The 20,867-nt window shown below is 52.6% G+C and carries 16 protein-coding genes; 11 read left to right on the top strand and 5 right to left on the bottom strand.

All coding sequences use genetic code 11. The features are described 5' to 3' along the window. Window positions 1–41: 41 nt before the first annotated feature. Complete coding sequence (argH, locus tag ACGHM3_RS22830) at window positions 42–1,442, bottom strand: argininosuccinate lyase (protein ID WP_345424251.1); 1,401 nt, start codon at window positions 1,440–1,442, stop codon at window positions 42–44. Between the two features lie 141 nt (window positions 1,443–1,583). On the opposite strand from argH, the gene ACGHM3_RS22825 reads away from it, so the two are divergent. The 7 genes from ACGHM3_RS22825 (at window position 1,584) to ltrA (ending at window position 10,113) form a co-directional block, all read left to right on the top strand. Next, the gene (locus tag ACGHM3_RS22825) at window positions 1,584–2,672 is read left to right on the top strand and encodes a histidine kinase (RefSeq protein ID WP_345424248.1); all 1,089 of its coding nucleotides are present in this window, start codon (window positions 1,584–1,586) and stop codon (window positions 2,670–2,672) included. A 117-nt stretch (window positions 2,673–2,789) separates the two neighbouring features. Continuing rightward, window positions 2,790–3,521, top strand: coding sequence for a LytTR family DNA-binding domain-containing protein (locus tag ACGHM3_RS22820; protein WP_345424245.1), 732 nt, complete (start codon window positions 2,790–2,792; stop codon window positions 3,519–3,521). 196 nt (window positions 3,522–3,717) lie between these two features. After that, complete coding sequence (gene hemC / locus ACGHM3_RS22815) at window positions 3,718–4,719, top strand: hydroxymethylbilane synthase (protein WP_345424242.1); 1,002 nt, start codon at window positions 3,718–3,720, stop codon at window positions 4,717–4,719. Beyond that, the gene (locus ACGHM3_RS22810) at window positions 4,716–5,477 is read left to right on the top strand and encodes a uroporphyrinogen-III synthase (RefSeq protein ID WP_345424239.1); all 762 of its coding nucleotides are present in this window, start codon (window positions 4,716–4,718) and stop codon (window positions 5,475–5,477) included. The genes hemC and ACGHM3_RS22810 overlap by 4 nt, the downstream gene beginning before the upstream one ends. Before the next feature lie 23 nt (window positions 5,478–5,500). Then, window positions 5,501–6,859, top strand: a complete 1,359-nt coding sequence (locus ACGHM3_RS22805) for a uroporphyrinogen-III C-methyltransferase (protein ID WP_345424236.1) — start codon at window positions 5,501–5,503, stop codon at window positions 6,857–6,859. A 5-nt stretch (window positions 6,860–6,864) separates the two neighbouring features. Then, entirely contained in the window at window positions 6,865–8,187 is a 1,323-nt protein-coding gene (locus ACGHM3_RS22800) for a heme biosynthesis HemY N-terminal domain-containing protein (RefSeq protein WP_345424232.1), read from the top strand. Window positions 8,188–8,880: 693 nt separating this feature from the next. Continuing rightward, window positions 8,881–10,113 carry a group II intron reverse transcriptase/maturase gene (gene ltrA, locus ACGHM3_RS22795; protein ID WP_345424229.1) on the top strand — a complete coding sequence of 411 codons (1,233 nt, stop codon included), beginning with the start codon at window positions 8,881–8,883 and terminating at the stop codon, window positions 10,111–10,113. Between the two features lie 163 nt (window positions 10,114–10,276). Here ltrA and ACGHM3_RS22790 read toward each other — a convergent pair whose 3' ends face one another. Next, the gene (locus ACGHM3_RS22790) at window positions 10,277–10,924 is read right to left on the bottom strand and encodes a TetR/AcrR family transcriptional regulator (protein ID WP_345424227.1); all 648 of its coding nucleotides are present in this window, start codon (window positions 10,922–10,924) and stop codon (window positions 10,277–10,279) included. Window positions 10,925–12,199: 1,275 nt separating this feature from the next. Here ACGHM3_RS22790 and ACGHM3_RS22785 point away from each other — a divergent pair. From ACGHM3_RS22785 to ACGHM3_RS22770, 4 genes are all read left to right on the top strand, one after another. Then, window positions 12,200–14,098 carry an alpha/beta fold hydrolase gene (locus ACGHM3_RS22785; protein WP_345424224.1) on the top strand — a complete coding sequence of 633 codons (1,899 nt, stop codon included), beginning with the start codon at window positions 12,200–12,202 and terminating at the stop codon, window positions 14,096–14,098. 81 nt (window positions 14,099–14,179) lie between these two features. Further along, window positions 14,180–15,598, top strand: a complete 1,419-nt coding sequence (locus ACGHM3_RS22780; protein ID WP_345424222.1) for a bifunctional enoyl-CoA hydratase/phosphate acetyltransferase — start codon at window positions 14,180–14,182, stop codon at window positions 15,596–15,598. Window position 15,599: 1 nt separating this feature from the next. Next, a complete protein-coding gene (locus tag ACGHM3_RS22775) occupies window positions 15,600–16,745 on the top strand; it encodes an acetate/propionate family kinase (RefSeq protein ID WP_345424219.1) in 1,146 nt (381 codons plus the stop codon). A gap of 107 nt (window positions 16,746–16,852) precedes the next feature. After that, window positions 16,853–17,293: a hypothetical protein gene (locus ACGHM3_RS22770; protein ID WP_345424216.1), complete on the top strand. Its 441-nt coding sequence runs from the start codon at window positions 16,853–16,855 to the stop codon at window positions 17,291–17,293. On the opposite strand, the gene ACGHM3_RS22765 is transcribed toward ACGHM3_RS22770, so the two are convergent. The 3 genes from ACGHM3_RS22765 to ACGHM3_RS22755 form a co-directional block, all read right to left on the bottom strand. After that, window positions 17,276–18,061, bottom strand: a complete 786-nt coding sequence (locus tag ACGHM3_RS22765) for a sugar phosphate isomerase/epimerase family protein (RefSeq protein ID WP_390517709.1) — start codon at window positions 18,059–18,061, stop codon at window positions 17,276–17,278. The genes ACGHM3_RS22770 and ACGHM3_RS22765 overlap by 18 nt on opposite strands. A 134-nt stretch (window positions 18,062–18,195) precedes the next feature. Beyond that, window positions 18,196–19,053, bottom strand: coding sequence for a TauD/TfdA family dioxygenase (locus ACGHM3_RS22760; protein WP_345424210.1), 858 nt, complete (start codon window positions 19,051–19,053; stop codon window positions 18,196–18,198). Between the two features lie 298 nt (window positions 19,054–19,351). After that, window positions 19,352–20,719 (bottom strand): MFS transporter, encoded by a 1,368-nt coding sequence (locus ACGHM3_RS22755; protein ID WP_345424207.1) that lies wholly within the window; start codon window positions 20,717–20,719, stop codon window positions 19,352–19,354. Between the last annotated feature and the right edge of the window lie 148 nt (window positions 20,720–20,867).

Raw genomic sequence — 20,867 nt, 5'->3', positions numbered from 1 at the left:
TGAGGCGCCGACTGTTGTAAAAATAACCAGCTTGGCGGCTATTAATTCTCTTTGGTCAGCATGGTTCGTGCTCGTGCCACCGCTTGTCGTACTTGGTTGGGCGCGGTGCCGCCCAGGTGGTCGCGTGCTGCCACGGAGCCCTCTAGGGTCAGTACTTCAAATACATCCTGGTCGATTTGATCCGAGAACTGCTGCAATTCGGCCAAGCTCAGCTCGCCCAGATCTTTATTTTGCTCAATGCCAAACGCCACCGAGCGGCCGACGATTTCGTGGGCATCGCGGAAGGCTACGCCTTTGCGCACTAGGTAATCGGCCAGGTCCGTGGCGGTGGCATAGCCGCGTTTGGCGGCGGCCAGCATGGGGGATTTATTGGTAATTAATGCCGGCACCATGTCGGCGAAGGCACGCAAGCAATCTTTCACTGTGTCCACGGCATCGAACAGCGGCTCTTTGTCTTCTTGGTTGTCTTTGTTGTAGGCCAGCGGCTGCGATTTCATTAATGTCAGCAGCGCAATTAAATGGCCATTCACTCGGCCACTTTTACCGCGCACCAACTCCGGTACATCGGGGTTTTTCTTTTGCGGCATAATGGATGAGCCGGTGCAGAAGCGGTCTGGCAGCTGAATAAAGTCGAATTGTGCCGACGTCCAAATCACCAATTCCTCTGAGGCGCGCGACAGATGGGTCATCAACAGACTGGCAAAAGCGCAGAATTCGATGGCGAAATCGCGATCGGATACGGAATCTAGGGAGTTTTCGGTGGCTTTGCTAAAGCCCAACAGTTCCGCGCTTAGAGCGCGATCAATAGGGTAGCTGGTGCCGGCCAGGGCGGCCGCGCCCAAGGGCGATTGGTTTAAGCGCGTGCGGCAATCCAGCAGGCGGCCCTTGTCCCGTGTGAGCATCTCAAACCAGGCCAACATGTGGTGGCCGAAGGTCACTGGTTGTGCGGTTTGTAAGTGAGTAAACCCTGGTAAAATGGTGTCGGCTTCACGCTCGGCCAAATCCAGCAGGCCGGTTTGCAGGCGCGTCAGTTCGGCGGCAATTTGGTCGATCTCGTCGCGCAGGTAAAGACGAATGTCCGTCGCTACCTGATCATTACGGGAGCGCCCGGTGTGCAACTTTTTACCGGTTATGCCGATAAGCTGGGTGAGGCGCGCTTCGATGTTCATGTGAACATCTTCCAGCTCCACGCTCCAGGCGAAGATGCCCTGTTCGATTTCATCGCGGATGGTTTCCAGGCCAGTGATGATTTGGTCGCGCTCTTCGTCGGTGAGCACGCCTACTTTGGCCAGCATGGTGGCGTGGGCAATGGAGCCTTGGATATCGTGGGCGTATAGGCGCTGATCAAAGTCCACAGAGGCGGTGAATCGTTGCACAAAGGCGTCGGTGGCTTCGCTGAAACGCCCGCCCCACTGCTGGTTAGTCGCGGATTTCTTATCCATAGTCAGATGACCTGTAGTTGGTAAAACATGCAAAATGTGCGGCAAAAAGCGGCGGGATTATAGCCCAAGCGGCTGCTTTGCCAAAAGTTAGCATAAGATTGATGGATCAACGTTTAATAACACGCAAGAGTAACATGCTGCATGATCGTTTCCTCGCCCGCGGGCGATAGCACTCACACCACTGCCCCAGCAACGGCCACGCTGGAGCCGCGCGCCTTCTTACCGGATTTGTGTTCGTTGCAGTCAGTGCTGTTTTTGGTGCTGGGCACCGGCCTACTGGCGGTGGCCATTGTTTTGGTTAGTTCGCCATTGAATGAATTCAGCTGGGAGCTGTTGGGGCAGTTAGCGATGTTGCTGCTGTGGATTAGTTTATCCAGTGCCGGCCTATTGTGCCAAAGCCGGATATGGCTGGGCCGGTTACCCAGCTGGGTGGCCGGTGGATTGAGCTACCTGTTGATTTTGCTGCTGGCGAGCTTTTTCACCATCGCCGGCCAGTGGCTGGTGTGGCCGGCGTTTGATTGGCTAGTGGTGCTTAAGGTGCTGTTACTCACTGCCATTATCGCCGGTGTTGTGCTGCGCTATATGTATCTGCAACAGCAGTTGAGCTACCAACAGCAAGCCAGCAACCGCGCCCAAATTAACGCCTTGCAAGCGCGCATTAGGCCGCACTTTTTGTTTAACAGCTTAAATGCGGTGGTCAGCTTAATTGGTTTTGACCCTATTAAAGCCGAGCGCGTGGTATTGGATCTGTGCGATCTGTTCCGGGCCTCCATTGCTGAGCCCACTTTGGTCTCCCTGGCCTCTGAGTTGAAATTGGCACGGCAATACATCGCCATTGAGGACCTGCGCTTGGATAATCGTTTGCGCGTGGAGTGGTTGATTGATGGCGAAGTCGAGTCCTGTCGAATCCCGAGTATGATTTTGCAACCGTTGCTGGAAAACGCGGTATACCACGGCATTGAACCCCTGCCGGCAGGCGGTACGGTGAAGGTGGATATCTCGGTAAAAGGCGGTGTCTGCGATCTGCGCATCATCAACCCCAGGCCCGAATCCGCCGCCGTGCGGCGCGGTAATGGCATGGCTGAGGGCAATATTCGCGCCCGCTTGCAAGCACACTTTGGCGAGCAGGTTGTTTTCACCAGCCTAGCCCAAGGCGATGAATATTGCGTCCATTTGCGTTATAACTGGCACCACAGCCGGCTAGAGGCAGCTACTAAAAACGTAAAATAAGCGATAAATCACTCACGTTTATTCTGTTTCTGCCGTTAAATTCACTGTAATGAGGATGAGCAGACGTCAAATGGTCTGCTAACAGGAATTTAATTTCAAAGCCGAAGAGACTAATCAATGGATATTTTGTTGGTCGACGACGAGCCTTTGGCTCGCCAACGTCTGAAAAAGTTATTGGAAGACCTTCCCGCACACCGTTTAGTAGGCGAGGCGACGACGGGCGAAGAAGCACTGACCATGGTGCAATCCCAAGATCCCGACTTGGTACTGCTAGACATCCGTATGCCCGGCCCAGATGGGATGGAAGTGGCCCGCACCATCGGTGAGATGGAAGATCCTCCGGCGATTATCTTTTGTTCCGCCTACGATGAATACGCCCTGGATGCCTTTGGCGTGTCCGCTGTGGGTTACCTAGTGAAACCGGTGCGCACCGAAGAGCTTACCGAGGTGATAGAAAAAGCCTCCAAGGTGAACCGCCTACAGCGCGCCGTGGCCGACACCAGCAGCGAACAGCCCCAACGCCAGCACATCAGTGCCAAAACCCACCGCGGTTTGGAGTTGATAGAAATCGACAGTATTCGGTTTTTTAGCGCTGATCAAAAATACGTCACCGTGGTCCACGCTGAGGGCGAAACCTTAATCGACGATACGCTTAAAGAATTGGAGTCCATGCTGGGTTCGCGTTTTGTGCGGGTACACCGCAACGCGCTGGTGGCCAAAAAGTACATTTTGGCCCTGGAAAAAAGCCCCGAGGGCGGATACCAATTACGCCTGCAGGGCACCGAGCGCAAGCCTTCGGTGAGTCGTCGTCATTTATCCTCCGTAAAAGCGCTATTACAAAGCCTGTAGTAGATTAATTGTAAGGCACTAAGCTGCCTCCAAGGTGCGCGCCGCGGGCTTAAATAGCGCGGCGGGTTGCGCCTTGGGTGGTTTGGCTTAATTTAAAATTAAAAGGATTTTACGTCGACATGCGCCAAGTGCGCATCAGACTGGTATCATAGGCGGCCTCGAATCTAGCCCGGCGGGCTGAAATAACGGATTTACTATGGTCAACGCCACCTCAACGGATGCCTCTAAGCCTAGCAAAACACTGCGCATTGCCACCCGCAAAAGTGCGTTGGCGTTGTGGCAGGCGGAATACGTTAAAGCGCAGTTAGAGCATCACCACCCAGATCTCATCGTTGAACTTTGCCCTATGACCAGCCGTGGCGACCACATTTTGGATGTGCCGCTGGCCAAGGTAGGCGGCAAGGGCCTGTTCGTTAAAGAGTTAGAACACTCTTTGGTAGCCAACGAAACCGACATCGCCGTGCACTCCATGAAAGACGTTCCCATGGAATTTCCCGAGGGATTGGGGTTGCACGTGATCTGTCCCCGGGAAGACCCGCGCGATGCGTTTGTCTCCAACCAGTATCAATGCCTAGATGACCTGCCCCTAGGGGCGGTGGTAGGCACCTCCAGTTTACGCCGCCAGTGCCAACTAAGCGCTTTGCGGCCAGACCTAAAAATTACCTTTTTACGCGGGAATGTGAACTCTCGATTGGCCAAACTGGACGCAGGCCAATACGATGCCATCATCCTGGCTGCGGCGGGATTAATTCGGCTCGAAATGGCTGAGCGTATCCGCCAGTACATTTCCGTGGAAGTGAGCTTACCGGCTGGAGGTCAGGGCGCAGTCGGCATAGAATGCCGCACCGATGACCGTGCAACCCAAGCTTTGTTACAACCCTTGCACGATGCAGAAACTGCCGCTCGGGTTAGCGCCGAGCGCGCCATGAACCGTCGTTTGGAAGGTGGTTGCCAGGTGCCCATCGGTTGTTTTGCGCTGTTAACAAACGACCAGCCGCAAGCATCAGAGGATCCAACCGTGCACTTGTGGTTGCGCGGGTTGGTGGGCAGCCCGGACGGCAGTTTAATTCTGCGTGATGAAATCCGCGGGCCGGTGGATCAGGCCGAGCAACTGGGGGTGACCTTAGCGGAGCGATTGCTGGCCGCCGGTGCCGGAGAAATATTGACCAAGGTATACGGCGACGGACACGCATTGTGACCCGAGTTTGGGTGTCGCGGCCTGAGGCCCAGGCGCGTTCAACCTGCGCGGCACTGGTGCAGTTGGGCTTGCAGCCCTGGTCGCAACCGGTGATGGAAATTCACCCTCTGGCCGAGTTGGCACCGGCCAATCGCACTATGGTGATGGATTTGGATCTGTACCAGGTGGCGATTTTTATCAGCCAAAATGCCGTGCGTCACGGTGTGGCCGCCATAGAAGCGTTTTGGCCACAAGTGCCTTTGGGCGTGGCCTTTTTGGCCGTGGGCAATGCCACGGCTCGGGCCTTGCAGCAGGCCGGCATTTTAGCCGAGGCGCCCCAGGTGGCCATGGACAGCGAAGCGCTGTTGGCGCTGCCGGTGCTGGCCGAGGTTGAACAACAGCGCATCATTATTTTCAAAGGGGTAGGCGGCCGCACAGAGCTGGCCGATACTCTGAGCGCACGGGGTGCGCGGGTAGATAACTGCCCACTGTACGAACGCAAAGCCTGCACGGAGGCAGCCACCGCACTGGCCCAATCCGACTTTGGCTTAATGCCTAACGATTGCACCTTGGCGTACAGTGGCGAAAGCATACAACTGATTCACACTGCTCTGCAGGCAGCACAGCGCCGGGAGCTACTGGCCAGAACCACCATTGTGCCGGGGCCCAGGGTAGCGGCGATTGCACAGGAGCTTGGCTTTAGCCGAGTAATACAGGCGCAAAACGCCACCGACCCAGCAATGCTGGCTGCACTGGCAGCCGTGGAATTACGAATTTAATAACTTTGGTTGGAATCCGATAGATGAGCGATCCAAAAAATACAGACCCAAAATCTGACAACACCGAGCTCACCAACAACGGTGAAGCCACACCCGAATCTGAAACCGTGCCAACGCTAGAGTCACAAGCTGACGCCGGCGATCAGAGTAAAGACGTACCGATCTTGTCCAACACCGTCGACGCTGAGCCCGAGCCCGAGCCAACACCAGAGCCTCAGCCAACACAGCAAGAGCCACAACCTGCCCCGGCAGCGGCGCCGTTAAAGGTGAAAAAGTCCAAGCTGTGGATACCGGTGTTTTTTAACTTCCTGCTGACCCTAGCGTTAATCGGCGGCATCGCCTACGGCGTTTGGATGCTGTTTCCACAAATGAAACAGCAGTGGCAACAGCAGCAGCAGGCGCTGGCTGCGGTGGAAAAACAACAGGCGGCGGAAAAAACCAGCCTGGCTGAGAGTGCCGACGCCATCAACGATCAGATGGCGGGCGTGCGCCAAGCCAGCGATGAATCTCTGGCCCAGGCGCAACAGTTGGCCGAAGAAATGAAAGCCGAGCTGCGCTCCATCACCGAGCGTTTAAACGCGCACAACCAGCGCTTGTTGTCGCTGTCCAACACCTCCCGTGAGGATTGGATGCTGGCCGAGGCCAACTACCTACTGCGCTTGGCCAGCCAGCGCCTATTGGTTGATCGCCAGGCGACGTCAGCCTTGGGCCTGATGGAAGCGGTGGATGATATTTTACAAGAGCTGGCCATGCCGGATTTGTTCTCGGTACGCCAAGCCTTGGCCCGTGACCTCGGCGCTGTACGTCTTGCCGCTGAGGTGGACCGCGAGGGTATTTACCTGCGCCTGGATGGCCTGATCCACAACATGGAGCAGCTGCCTCTTTACCAAAATCCGCTGTCCGATTCGCCCACCGTAGAGATGGTAGAGCCTGAGTCTGTGGATGCAGGTGAGCAAGCCAGTGAGACCGCTGAGCCAGAAATCGGTACCTGGCCATGGGCGCAACAATATTTGGATGCCGCCGGTGACCGTTTGTCTCAGTACTTTGTGTTGAAGCGTCACGACCAGCCTCAAAGTGCTCTGATTGCGCCTACCCAGGAGTCCTACCTGCGACAAAATGTGCGCCTAAGTTTGGAGTCTGCTCAGGTGGCCATGTTGCGTGAGCAAAACGAAATCTACGCGGCTAGCTTGGGCCAAGCCGTTGATTTGGTGCAGCGTTATTTCCCAGAGACGCCAGCCAGCAAAGCCTTGATTGAAGAGCTCACCGGCTTGCAGGAACGACCCATCGCCGTGGACTTGCCTCACATCGACAACTCCATTGAGCAGCTGGAGGCTTACATCGAACGCTTGCATCAGCTTGCGGGCAGCGGTGAGGAGCCCTAAGCAGAATGAAAAATTTAATTATTAAAATACTGTTGGTGGTATTGCTGCTTATTGTAGGCGGCTACGCGTTGGACAAACTCATGACCGAGGTACCGGGTTATGTGTTGATTGCCATTAATAAAACCACCCTAGAAATGAACCTGTGGATGGCGGTGTTAACACTGATAGTGTTGCTGATCGCACTTTACTGGGGTGTGAAATTACTGCGTCTTTCCTGGCGTTTAACCCGCCCAGCGTTGGGTATTCGCAGCTCTGAAAGCGCCGCCAAACTGGCCAACCGCGGCATGTTGGCTTACATGCGTGGCGAGCACGACAAAGCCCAGCGCTGGTTGTTGCGCTCGGCCAAAAAATCGCCCATGCCATTGGTTAACCTGCTGGCTGCGGCGGATTCCGCCCAGGCGCTGGGTGACACCGGTAAGGCTTTGGGCTTTTTAGATAAAGCCAAGCCAGATTTTGGCGAGCAAAGCGTTACCATGGCGTTGGCGCGTGCAGAAATCTTCCGCCGGGCTAACAACCAAGAAGCGCGTTTGGAAACACTGTTGGAAGCTAACCAGCAGCACCCCAACAGCGTTATGGTGCAAGACCGTCTGTGCGATACCTACATGGAATTGGGCAGTTGGGCCGAGGTGCGCGAGATGCTGCCACGCCTGCGCCCGCAGTTGCCCAAGGATCGCTGGCGTGAGCTGCAAGGTAAGTTGGTGATTGCCGATTTGAAAGCCCTGCAAACCCAGCAAGCCAACGAAGAGCCCAGCGAAGCCAGCCGCAAGCTGCAAATGTTTTGGTTGGAGCAAGCCAGTCGCATCCAGCAAATTCCCCAGGTTTGTGCCGAGTATGCCCGCTCATTGATTATTGTGGGTGACAGCAAAGAAGCCGAGTCTACGGTACGTAAATTTTTGCGCAGCTCTTGGCATAAAGACATGGTGTTGTACTACGGCTTAATGGATTCCGCTGATTCCGTGGCCCAGTTGTCCCACGCCGAAGGCTGGCTCAAGCGCCACCCCAAAGACGCCATCTTGCTGCTTACCCTGGCGCGCTTAAGTATGCGTAACCATCTGTGGGATAAAGCCAAGGGTTATTATCAGAAAAGCATCGAGGCTGGGCCAACCCGGGAAGCCTATTCCGAGCTGGCTCGGCTGCTTACCAGCTTGGGTGAGCATCAAACCAGTGGTTTGGTTTACCGCGACGCACTGCGATTAGACAACACCGACGCACCGGAGCTGCCCATGCCCCCTATGGCGGCGGCAAAGTCTGAGTCTAATGAAGAGGCTCAACCAGAGGCGGCCGAGCAACACGAAGAAAACGCAGAGCAAGCGGCTGTTAAGTCCTAAGGGCTATTCAGCGCAAACGTTTGCAAGCCTTAAAGATAGGGCCGCCGCAGCCTAGGCTGCGGCGGCCTTTTTTATGGTGCGCCAGGCATGGCGCGTAGCGCGCAAGCGCTGTTCCAATCCGCGTGGTGGTGATTGGATGACTTGGAGGTGAAAGTCCTCTACTGGCCCGGTAAGGGGAACAGTTAGCCGAACGGCAAGGGTGTCCTCCGCGAGGAGGAATCTGAAGGAAGCCGCAGGCAAAGCACTGGCCTGACGAACAGGAATCGCATGGAAGGCAGTCGTAGTGGGTGAGAAGGCCATTATCTTCAAAGCCCAAAACTTACACGGAAACTACGGCTGTAGATGCGGCAGGTATAAGTGTGAAGGTCACGCGTATTACCCTGGGAGGTCTGTTGTTGTGCCACAGGCTACCAGCATCGTGAGGTGTTGGGATGCGACGACAGAAGTCAGCAGAAGCCATAGTAGGTTTGCTACCACAAACTGAAGGGCCGAATGTGTTAATTGGAACGAGCGTTGAATTCTCGACGATGTAAAAGCGACAGAATTTCTGATGAAAACCAGAAAGCCTCAACCGACAATAACAAACAGAATTTGTGACGATAGGTGATGCGCGTAGCCAACATTGCGGCGGGTACAACCCACTCGAACCAAGAGTCGACAGATCTACTGTCAGCGATACTAGAACGGAGCAATATGCAAAAGGCCTATGACCGAGTGCTTAAAAATAAAGGAGCACCGGGCGTAGATGGAATGACAACGGACGAGCTAAAAGCCCACCTAAAGTCAAACTGGCCCAAGCATAAATCAATGCTCCTGACTGGGTGCTATCAGCCTAAACCGGTACGCAAAGTGTCCATACCTAAGCCCAACGGAGGTATCCGGGAGCTGGGTATTCCAACGGTACTGGATCGGCTGATACAACAAGCCATACATCAAGTGCTCAGTGCGCTCTATGAGCCAGACTTCTCAACCAGTAGTTACGGCTTCCGGCCTGGGCGTAGCGCAGGCCAAGCAGTAAAGCAGGCCAGACGCTACGTTGAGGGCGGTAAGCGCTGGGTGGTTGATCTTGATCTGAAAAAGTTCTTTGACCGAGTAAATCACGACATTCTGATGTCGCGTGTTGCTCGCAAAGTTAAGGATAAGCGCGTACTGAAGCTGATACGCGCCTATCTTGAAGCAGGGATACTGGATAACGGTGTATTCACTGTCAGTGATAAAGGCACACCGCAAGGTGGGCCGCTATCGCCATTGCTATCCAATATATTATTGGATGACTTTGACAAAGAACTCGAAAGGCGCGGCCATGCGTTTTGTCGCTACGCGGATGACTGTAACGTTTACGTGAGCAGTCAAGAAGCGGGCGAACGGGTGTTGACCTCACTGAGCATTTATCTCGAAACCCAGCTGAAGTTGCAGGTTAATCGAGATAAAAGCGCTGTTGGGCGACCGTGGCAACGGAAGTTCCTCGGTTACAGTGTGTGTCCGCGTAAGCGCAACGTGCGCCTTAGAATATCCCCGGAGACGGTGAAACGGTTCCGTGGAGATCTTAAATCGCTGTTGCGTAGGTCGCGGGGTAGATCGTTAATCCGGACGGTAGAAGAACTTAACCCGAAAATCAGAGGGTGGATCAACTACTTCCGATTCATTGGCGTGAAGGGAATCTTGGTTGAATTAGATGGCTGGGTACGCCGCCATCTACGCAAGATAATCTGGCGCCAGTGGAAACGCTCTTTCACACGAGCCAAGAACTTGATGAAACTTGGTCTTACTGAAAAGCGGGCGTGGTTTAGTGCGCAAAACGGTAGAGGGGCTTGGTGGAATGCGGGCGCAAGCCACATGAACCAAGCACTGCCCAAACGGCGCTTCGATCGCCTTGGCTTGGTATCGCTGGTGGATCAGTTCCACCGGCTACAATCATTAACATAAACCGCCGTGGTACGGAACCGTATGCCCGGTGGTGTGAGAGGACGGGGACCGCGAGGCCCCTCCTACTCGATGGCTAATTTCTTTGGGCGGATTTCTATGGGCCATTTTTTACGGGCTAATGTTTGCGGGCCATTTTTACGGCATCGGGTTGATGCCGCTAAATTTATCCGGCTTGTTGGCTAATCTCGGCCCGGCGATAAAAACCCATACTTTTTAAAAACGCCTCGCACAGATCACGTAGCTCTGATTCATTTTCGGCGGTTTTGGAAAAGGTATTTAACCCAAAAATGAAGTTCATAAACATTTTTGCGGTTAATTCGATATTGGTTGCTTCTGGTAGCTCGCCCATTCGCACTGCACGGGAGATCAATTGCTCTACGTGCAGTTGACGCGCGGCCATGACATCCAAAATTTCGACTTTGATCGGGCTTTCAGAGCCAACCAGCTCATTAACGCTATTGCACACCAAGCAGCCCCGGCGCAACGGATCGGCGGCCCTGGCGTGGCAGATGCTATCCATCAGGCTAAACAGAAAATCACTGACGCTACTGGGGCTGACCGGGTGGTCTAGAATGGCCTCCGGCGCGGTCTCTAGGTAGACATGTAAGGCCTGGGAAAATAAAGCCTCTTTGGAGTTGAAACTGTGGTACAAGCTGGCCCGGGTAAGGCCGTTGTCTTTAGCGATTTCATTCAGAGATACCTGGTTGTAGCCTTGTTGCCAAAACTTCTGCATCACAGCATTAACCAGCTGACCTTTATCGAATGAAATGGGGCGTCCTCTTGTGCCCTTCTTGGGCTTTTGTAATTCCATCTTGACGTATCCTTTTTTATGGGAGCAACGCAGTCGCACTGCTCTATGCCGACTAAAATACAGCTACCGTTGACTCATGGTGGCCAATGTACCAACTGTTATTCTGGATCGTACTGTTTCGATGGGCTCTTAGGACTAACATCCGTTGACGGGCATGCGCACTTCGTCCCTGATATTGGCGCGAAATTCTAGAGGTTTTACCACCTTATGCCTCGTTAGACGATACTTGAATCAAGTGCCTGCTATACAAAGCAGTAACAAAAAACCCGTAATCAGGCTCTCGCCAATCACTAACCAAGCATTCGCTAACGTCTATAGACCTTAGCCAACACCTAAAGGTTTTCACCAAAACCCATTGCTTGCCATCGGCAGAGCCGACCTAAAAAACACAGCATGTGAGTATGGTGTATCGAACGGTGGAAAAATCTCGCTGACAGCGCTCGAAAGAGCCTAACGATATGTTGTGATTATCCGGCAATTTGCTCTGGATGTTAAAAAGCGGCTTAGACTTATTTACTCTAATGAGACGCTTATCTCCTTTTTGCGGCCATTTGTGGCGGTTAAAATTGCTTTGCTTGACGTTTCTTCGCAATTCTCGTCGAGTTGACCAGCCAGTTTCTCTGTTGGAAAGGTCACATTGAAATAGGCGAGAGCCCGCAAACACCCGTAATTTTAACTCTAAGTATTAATGCTTTTTCTTATCCGCTAATAAACTACTCCAACATGTCTAATGTAACGCTAGGCATTTCTCATGCGAAAAAATTAACTTAGTCAGGTTTTAGACTGCAAAAAATACGTGAGTAAATATGGCAAAGTTATTCTTGTGCTTAAGCTTTTGGGTGGTAGGAGCCAATTAAAAAATTGCCGAGCGTACTAGTTTTTTACGTAGCATTTATTGGCGTGCCACCGAAGGTGTATTCTCATTTGTAATGGAGATTTTCATAAGCAGTTTTGGTGATGTTTTTTCGCAATCGCTGCTATTGGCCTACTTTTGCTGCCATATTTTATTGCTCGCAGATTCAATGGCTTTGGTCGAATGCAGTACCAGTACTTTTTGCAAGGTGCTGCCACTATCTATCCATGCGGCTAACGTCTAAGCCGTGTAACAGTTCGTGATTTGTATCAAATCAGCGCGTAACGAAGGGAGTATGATTTAACTTTCAGTAATGCCGAGATAACTGGCTTGCCATTGGTTTGGGGAATTGCTTTGCGTTCCTAGGAGTGGCTAAGAATTGCTGGGCGTTCCAAGGAGCGGTTAACAGTGGTTATATAAGAATGGCTAAGAACTTGTCGGAAAACGTGATTTCCTTTCCAGAGCCTGCTGCATCTGTTGTACGTAACGGTGCACAAGGTTTAGTGAGCGAACAGGCGCAAACACGGCTAAAGCGATTTAATGCGATTTGGCCGCTGTACCGTTATATGAACGATGTATCGCAGATTATGCAGCAGCCATCCCAAGAGTTGGGCGATCAGTGGGATCGCTCCATTCACGCAATGATGGCCAAGGTGACCATGGGCATTTCCCCTGCGTCGGTTTTAGAGGCCTATGCGGATTGGTTCAGCCATCTGATGATATCTCCCGGCAAACAAATGCGTTTGGCCGAACAGTATTGGAACAAAAACCTGCGGTTGACTAATTACACCGCCAATGGCGCGTTTTACACCATGCTAGAGCCCTGTGTAGAGCCTCAGCCCACGGATAAGCGTTTCTCTCATGTGGGTTGGAAAACCTGGCCATACAACGTTATTCAACAAAATTTTTTACTAACACAGCAGTGGTGGCAAAGCGCCACTACGGGTGTGCGCGGAGTTTCTAAGCATCATGAAAACATGATGCAGTTCGGTGCGCGGCAAATGTTGGATATGTTTTCGCCCAGTAATTTCTTTGCCACCAACCCCGAGGTACAGGTGAAAACTGCTCAAGAGGGTGGCGCCAATATCGTTCGCGGTATCGCCAATGCCGTGCAGGATTGGCAGCGTTCTCTGCAGGGGCAAAAGCCGGTTGCGGCAGAAGGCTATCAAGTGGGGGTTAATCTGGCGGTCACGCCGGGTAAGGTAGTCTACCGCAACCGATTAATAGAACTTATTCAATACGAGCCCAGTACGGATAAAGTCAAGCCAGAGCCAATACTCATCGTACCGGCCTGGATTATGAAATACTACATCTTGGATTTATCACCCAAGAACTCGTTTATTCAGTTCCTGACGCAACAGGGTTATACGGTCTTTTGTATTTCTTGGCACAACCCCACCAGTAAAGACCGCGAGCTGACCATGGACGATTACCGGCAATTGGGGGTAGAGGCAGCGCTGGATGCCGTGCAGGCTATCACCGGCCAAGACCAGGCTCACGGTGTCGGTTATTGCTTGGGAGGAACCCTGCTGACCATTGCAGCCGCCACCCAAGCGCGGGCGAAAAGCAATCGTTTTAAAAGTTTGTGTCAGTTGGCTGCCCAAACCGATTTTAGTGAAGCTGGCGAGTTGATGTTGTTTATTGATCAAAGCCAAGTGACGTTTCTGGAAGACATGATGTGGCACCAGGGGGTGTTGGACAATTCACAAATGGCCGGCGCGTTTCAAATGCTACGCTCAAACGATTTAATCTGGTCGCGCTTGGTGCACGAGTTAATGATGGGCGAGAGTACCAGTGCCAACGATTTAATGGCTTGGAATACCGATGCCACGCGCATGCCCTACTGCATGCACAGCCATTACCTTCGCCATTTGTTTTTGGATAACGAATTATCCCAGGGGCAATATTTGGTTGATGGCAAACCCATTTCCATCACCGATATTCGGGCGCCTATTTTTGCTGTGGGAACGGAAAAGGATCATGTGGCGCCTTGGCGATCGGTGTTTAAAATTCATATTTTAAGTGATACCGACGTGACCTTTGTGCTTACCAGTAGCGGGCACAACGCGGGCATTGTCTCTGAGCCCGGCCACCCCCGGCGCCATTACCGGGTATCCCACAGTACCGATCAAAGCCCCTATGTTGACCCCGATACCTGGTTGGAAACCACGGCCATTCAAGAGGGCTCTTGGTGGCTGGAGTACGCTTGCTGGTTAGAACAATATTCCGGTACACCGGTGGTACCACCGGCCATGGGTAACGATGAAAAAGGCTACCGGGTGCTGGCTGACGCGCCGGGCAGCTACGTTTACGAAAGCTAATGCGAGCCCCAAGTTGATGTACCAAAGCCAAATACATTTACGAACCTAAATTTGCCGCAATTGCTATCCCAGGAGTGCAGTATGACGGATATCATAGCCAATAAAACCTACCGCGAAATTGAGGTAGGAGACAGCGCCAGTGTTAACCACGTATTAACCATGCGAGACATTCAATTGTTTGCCGTCATGTCCGGCGATGTTAACCCGGCGCATTTAGACGAAGAGTACGCAAAGAGTGATATGTTTCATGGCATTATCGGCCATGGCATGTGGAGTGGGGCATTAATCTCTACCGTTTTGGGCACACAATTGCCTGGCCCCGGCACTATTTATCTGGATCAAAGCCTGAGCTTTCTACGCCCGGTAAAGGTGGGTGACACGGTTACTGCCACGGTGAAGGTAAGTGAAAAAACCTGCGACAGCAATAATGAAAATAAAAATACCGTGGTGCTCGACTGCGAATGCACCAACCAAGACGGCAAGCAGGTGGTGGTTGGTCAGGCACGGGTGATCGCACCTACTGAAAAAATAAGCCGCAAAAAAGTAGCGTTGCCAGAAATCGATTTTAAGGACAACGGCGGCCGGTTTTACCATTGGCTAATGACCAAATCCAAGCCGTTGCCGCCACTGGTGACCGCCATTGTCCACCCCACCGACGAGGCCTCTTTATTGGGTGCGGTGGAAGCTGCCGAAGCGGGTATTATCGAGCCCATCTTGGTGGGGCCGGAGCAGAAAATACGCGCCGTTGCCGAGCAGTCCAATATCGACCTATCGCCCTATCAATTAATTTCAACCCAGCATAGCCATGAGGCTGCCGAAGTGGCTGTGGGTTTGGCGGTTAGCGGCCAAGCCCTGGCGTTAATGAAAGGAAAACTCCACACCGATGAATTAATGGCCGCGGTGGTGGATAAACAACATGGCCTACGTACAGGCCGGCGCATGAGCCATATCTTTGCTCTGGATGTTCCCAGCTATCACAAGCCGCTTTTTCTAACCGATGCCGCCATTAATATTCAGCCCAACCTGTCGGTGAAGGTCGACATCGTGCAAAACGCCATTGATTTATTTTTAGGCTTGGGCCGCGGTACACCAAAAGTGGCTTTGGTGTCCGCGGTGGAAACCGTTAACCAAGATATACCGTCCACATTAGATGCCACCGCTCTGTGCAAAATGGCCGAGCGAGGGCAAATTACCGGCGGGCTGTTGGATGGACCGCTGGGGTTCGATAACGCCATCTCAAAAGCCGCTGCCGAGGCCAAAGGCATTGTGTCTCAGGTGGCGGGTGATGCGGATATTATCGTGGCACCGGATTTAGAGAGCGGCAATATGGTGTACAAGCAAATGGGGTATTTGTTTGGTATTGACGGTGCCGGCATTGTTATGGGGGCTAAGGTGCCCATAATCTTAACCAGCCGAGCCGCCGGAGCTGGCCCCACGCGGTTGGCGTCCTGTGCTTTGGCTCAGTTGTACGCAATGAGCAAACAAGTGCCGGTGCAATGACATGGAGCAGGTATATTTAACGTTAAATGCGGGCTCCTCCAATTTAAAATATTCGGTTTACGATGCCCAGGTCCGCCATAAGCTAACCGCCGGCAAGCTGGAGTTTAAGGTATCGCCCAGCGACAGCCCCGATGAAAACGCTCTGTCTCTTGCGGTGGATCGGGTAGTGGCGCTGGTGGAAAATACGTTTGGTGGCGATTGCATTGCGGCGGTGGGGCACCGAGTGGTGCACGGTGGCGATTTTTATAGCCAACCGATATTGGTGGATGAAGAGGTTCTAGTTCGGCTTAAGACTCTTATTCCCTTAGCGCCTTTGCATCTGCCCGCAGAAATCAATGCGGTGGAAATTATTCGTCAACACTACCCGGATATGGCCCAGGTAGTGTGTTTCGATACTGCCTTTCATGCCACTCAAATGCCTTTGGCGCAGTGGTTTGCTCTGCCGCGAGCACTTAACGAGCAAGGCGTAAAGCGCTATGGTTTTCATGGTCTGTCTTATCAATATATCAGCACCCAATTGGCCTGCGTGCTGCAGCCTGAGCACCGAGCAAAGGTCATCGTAGCGCACTTGGGCAACGGTGCCAGCCTATGTGCCATGCAAGATGGCAAAAGCGTTACCACCACCATGGGCTTCACTGCGTTGGATGGTTTGGTGATGGGCACTCGCTGTGGCGAGTTGGATGCCGGTGTGGTACTGCATTTATGCCAGCAGCAAGGTATGAGCTTAAACGAGGTTCAGCAGCTGTTGTACAAACAATCGGGGTTGTTGGGTGTGTCTGGCGTGAGCAGCGATATGCGCGAGCTGGAACGCAGTTGTAAGCCCGAGGCTCTGCAAGCGCGCCAGTTGTTTTGTTTGCGCGCGGCGCAAAAATTGGCCGGCTTGATCCCGGCTTTAAACGGCTTGGATGCCATAGTCTTTTGCGGTGGCATTGGTGAACACAGCGCTGCCACCCGCACAATGATTTGCGACTATTTAGCTTGGCTTGGGGTTAAGCTGGATGTGCACGCCAACAGTGTGGCGGGCGCCGGTACGCAAAGCATCAATCGCATACACGCCGAAGGCAGCGCCCTAGGGGTGTATGTTATCGCCACCAACGAAGAATTAATGATTGCCCAACAATCGGCTGCGCTTGTCTCACCTCATTGATTTATTCAACAGGCCCTAGTAACGCGGTATAGTGCCCCTTAAAGTTGGCTGCGAATTGGTTAAGAGAGTCTACCGTGCAATCGTATTTACATCGTTTAGGGCGAAGAATGTGTTGGCCTCGCAGGGTTGCTAGGCTGTGTGGTGTATTGATTGCCTTTTTTATCATTACTGTTACGGTATTCGTGGCTGGCTGTAAGGGTCAAACAACAGAGGGCAGTGCCGTGGAAACCGTCACCGTTTACATCGATAGCGGTGCTAAGCAATGCTATTTCTCAGGCCATCCCTTGGCCAAAACCGAGCAGCGTTTACAGGCCGCCGGTGTCACTGTGACGGAAAGCGCCTGCGGTGTGTTGACTGGCGTGATGTTTCCCGCAGTGTGTGGCGGCCACACCGAAAAAATCAATCTCCACGTTATTCAGGCTAGTCATCTACCCTTGGCAGAACGTGCTGGGTTTAAGCCGGTGTCGAGTTTGCAGCAGGGTCAACAGCCCGGATTTAAACAGATTGCCTGCGACAAGCGCGGCGTTAATTTAAGCCCCGATGTGTAACGCTTTTTTCGCTAGATAAGCGATTCTATCGGCTGCCGGTGTGCTGGCGGGCTGGGGTACTTCAAGCTCCATGGCAACCCCTGCTGGTAGTACCGATAGATACCGGTTTATTTCAATATTGCCATCGCCGGGCGCCAACCGATGGCTGCCGGCTTCGCGTGCGTAATCGTTGGTTACGGCTAAACTCTTGCTGTCGCACACTTGCACATAATGAATTTTTTCGCGTGGTATTTTACCGAGCTGTTGCGGCTGGGTGCCTGTGCGTACCAAATGCAGAATATCCAAGCCCAAACCTAGGTTATCTGCCGCCACGCGATTAAGCAGGGCGAGCATTTGGTCGAGGGTGTTAAATGCCGGCGTTAATGCCATAAACTCAACGTTAATTTTCAACCCCAGCTCTTGGCCCAGGCTGCACAGTTGCGCCAGGTTATCCACCACCCGTTGGCTGTCGGTATCGTAAATCAATACGGTAGCGCCCACGGCGTTTAATTCAGCACCGAGAGTCAACGCGGGGGCGTAATCTTTTACCTGGGTGTGTGGCGTCAACATAAAGCACTCGATGTTGAGTAGGCTAACGCCACTATGGCTGAGGGCGGCTGTAAACGATTTTTTGTTAGACTGGTCGATCAGCGGAAACTGACTTTGGCCGCCCGTTAACCCTTGGGTAAAGGTCGAGACCGTAACAAAGCCATTGCGTCCGGCTATTCTTACCAATTCCTCAGCGTTAATTTCTAAGGCGCACAGATGGTGAAGGCCGATATTGGGCATAGTCATTAATCTCCTAACGCGTGAGCTTTTAGTTTTAACCTTGGCCAAGTTATAAAATCATTGCCATAGTGCGGGGCCCAACTTTGCTATTTCGGCGTGACTATTTCAGCGTAACTGTGCCTCAAATTTTTGCCTTAAATATTACCGTAGGTAAATGCCTCTACACCTTTAACCGTAGTTCTGTGCATGACCCGGCCGCTGTTTTCTGCGTAGGGGCGAGAGCGATGCAATAGGCCTGGGTTATTAAAAATAACCAGGTCACCTTGTTGCCAATGGTGGCGGTAGGTAAATTGAGGCTGAGTGCACCAATCGGTTAGTTCTTGCAGCAGTTGGTATCCCTCGGCTTCCGGCATATCGACGATGCTCTGCGCCGTTGAGCCAATCACCAAGGAGGTACGGCCATTGGCTTGGTGCCATACCAAGGGTTGTTCTGTTTCGGGGAAAGCTACGCGCCAGCGTTCGAAATCTTCCGGCGTGGGATTGTCGTAAATTTTGACACCCACGGCTTTTAGACCGTGGATCACACGCAGGTTTTGTAGGGCGTGCTTTTTATCCTCAGGTAATGCTTCATAGGCCGCATAAACGTGCGCAAAGTCGGTTTCGCCGCCAGCACTGGCAGGGCTTTCGCATTTCAGTAACGTGGCCTTCCCGGGTACCTCGTAGGAGGTGCCATCCATGTGCCAGTAATTATTGCCAACCACGTAATCGCGCTGGGTTTTATCGTCTTTGTCTAATGCAATACGATAAATGCCTTTGGCACTTACGTTAGAGCCGTCGGCGGTGCGGGTGGCGGCCTCCATGTCTCCCAATTGGTTAGTAAAAGCCACCAGGGTTTCATCGGGGACGTGGATTTGTGGGAATACCAAAACTCCGTATTGATTGAGTGCATCCAGCACGGCGGCAGGTGCATCGGGGGCAAGCAATTGGCTGGCATCAATAAATACCCTGGCGCCAAGGTGATCGGTGATTTTTTCGAGGTTTAAAGCGAACATAACAGCTTCCTGTGGCCTTCGCGATTTCTTTGGCGATCTCTTATTGTATTAATCGGGTTTTTAGCTCAGTTCGCATACGCAAAAAACAGTGTGCGTATACGGAATTATGGTAAGTAATATCGATGGCTTTGCCAACTAAAACGCGCGGTTGTCCGTACCAGTGATGAAAATTAGATAATGATTAATTACGAATCGGGGGCGGAGAGGGGGACGGGGAAGGTTAAAGGAGAAGGTGATTTTGTCCGCGCAGTAAATGAGCGGACAAATAGGTGTCGGCAATAACGCTTAAGTCAGCGTACTAATTCCAACTTTCTGCTTCGCTAACGGCGTTGTACATGGCCTTGCTGCCGGTTAAAAGGGCTATCGCAGCCAGCGGGCAGAAGATGCCGTACAGCAACGCCATACCTAAGCCGATGGCGTCGCCACCGAAAATGTAATCGGAAAACATCGCAATTAAAAGAGGGCCGGCACTGAGCGATACCACGCCGGCAATGGTGCCAAAAAAGGCCACGCCAGTGCCGCGTAGTTCGTTCGGGGTTACCAGGTTGAGTGAGGCGATGTACACGGCAGCCAGCGGTGATAGCATAGCAATAAATAAAAATAAACAAACTAAATACACCCAAGGGTTGCTGCTCATGCAGCCAAACACGCCAATGGGGGTGGCCGCCACTAGGCTCCAGCCGTACCATTTAAATTGCGCGTTTTTATGGCCCATTTCTGTGAGTTTTCCTACTACTGTGCCGGTCACGAATTTACCTACAAAGCCACCGGCCACCAAACTCACGCCCAGGGCGGTACCACGGGTGGCCGCGTCCCATCCAAAGGCGCGGGCAATATGCTCTGCGTACCAAGCAGATCCGCCGGTAAAGCAAATAGACGCTAGCCCAAAGCCAATGTAGTGGTGAATAAAGAACTTTCTGCGCTGAGCCATAAATTTGAGCAACTCGCCGTAGTTGGTCACGATGTGCTTTATGACTGAGGTATTTTTTTGCTGGTTGCGCACGCCCAGGCGTTTGGGCTCGGGGATGGTAAAGGTCAGTAAAGCTACAAAAATGCCGGGCAGACCAATGATATAAAAGACAGCTTGCCAGGAGCGAACTTCACCAATCACCGGTAGCGTTATGGTGGGCGTTTTGGACACCGCCTCTACCAGCACGCCGCCAAATAAAAACGCGCAGCCGGCGCCCACGGAGGCGCCCAGCGCATACACGGCCAGTGCCAGGGTGAGCTTTTTGGGTGGAAATAAATCCGTGATCATGGAACTAGCGCAGGGGTTGAGACCGGCTTCTCCCGCGCCCACGCCCACCCGGGCCAGAAGTAAATGCCACATGCTGGCCGCGCCGCCGCAGGCGGCGGTTGCCACAGACCACACGGTAACGCTGACGTAAATAATGGTGCGGCGGCTGTAGCGATCGGCAATGGTGCCGGCAATTAAACCGAAGACTGAAAAAGACACCGCAAAGGCGGCTCCCAAAATGAGGCCGAATTGCGTATCAGTGAGCCCCAAATCCTGTTTTATGGGGGTAACCATCAGAGAAATAATGGTTCTGTCTAACAGTGATAACCAATATAAAAGCGCCAGCAGTATCGTGGTGTACCAGCCTATGGCTGCAGATGGGTAGTTTGATGCATCGTGTTTATCAATGCTTGCTAATACTTCAGGCATCCCTTACCTCGGGTCAATATTTATTTTTATCGCGGTAACGTGTTCACTGCAGCTGGCGTTTATTCATGTGTTTGCTAAACGCATTGTGCGCAGCTACAGAGTTTGGCAAGAAAGCGGTGTAAGACTGGTTACGTGTACCATTAATGAG

The sequence above is a fragment of the Halioxenophilus aromaticivorans genome, assembly GCF_042850945.1.
In the GTDB taxonomy this organism is placed as follows: domain Bacteria; phylum Pseudomonadota; class Gammaproteobacteria; order Pseudomonadales; family Cellvibrionaceae; genus Halioxenophilus; species Halioxenophilus aromaticivorans.
The sequence above is the reverse complement of the archived record's forward strand: the minus strand, read 5'-3'. Positions and strand labels throughout refer to the sequence as shown.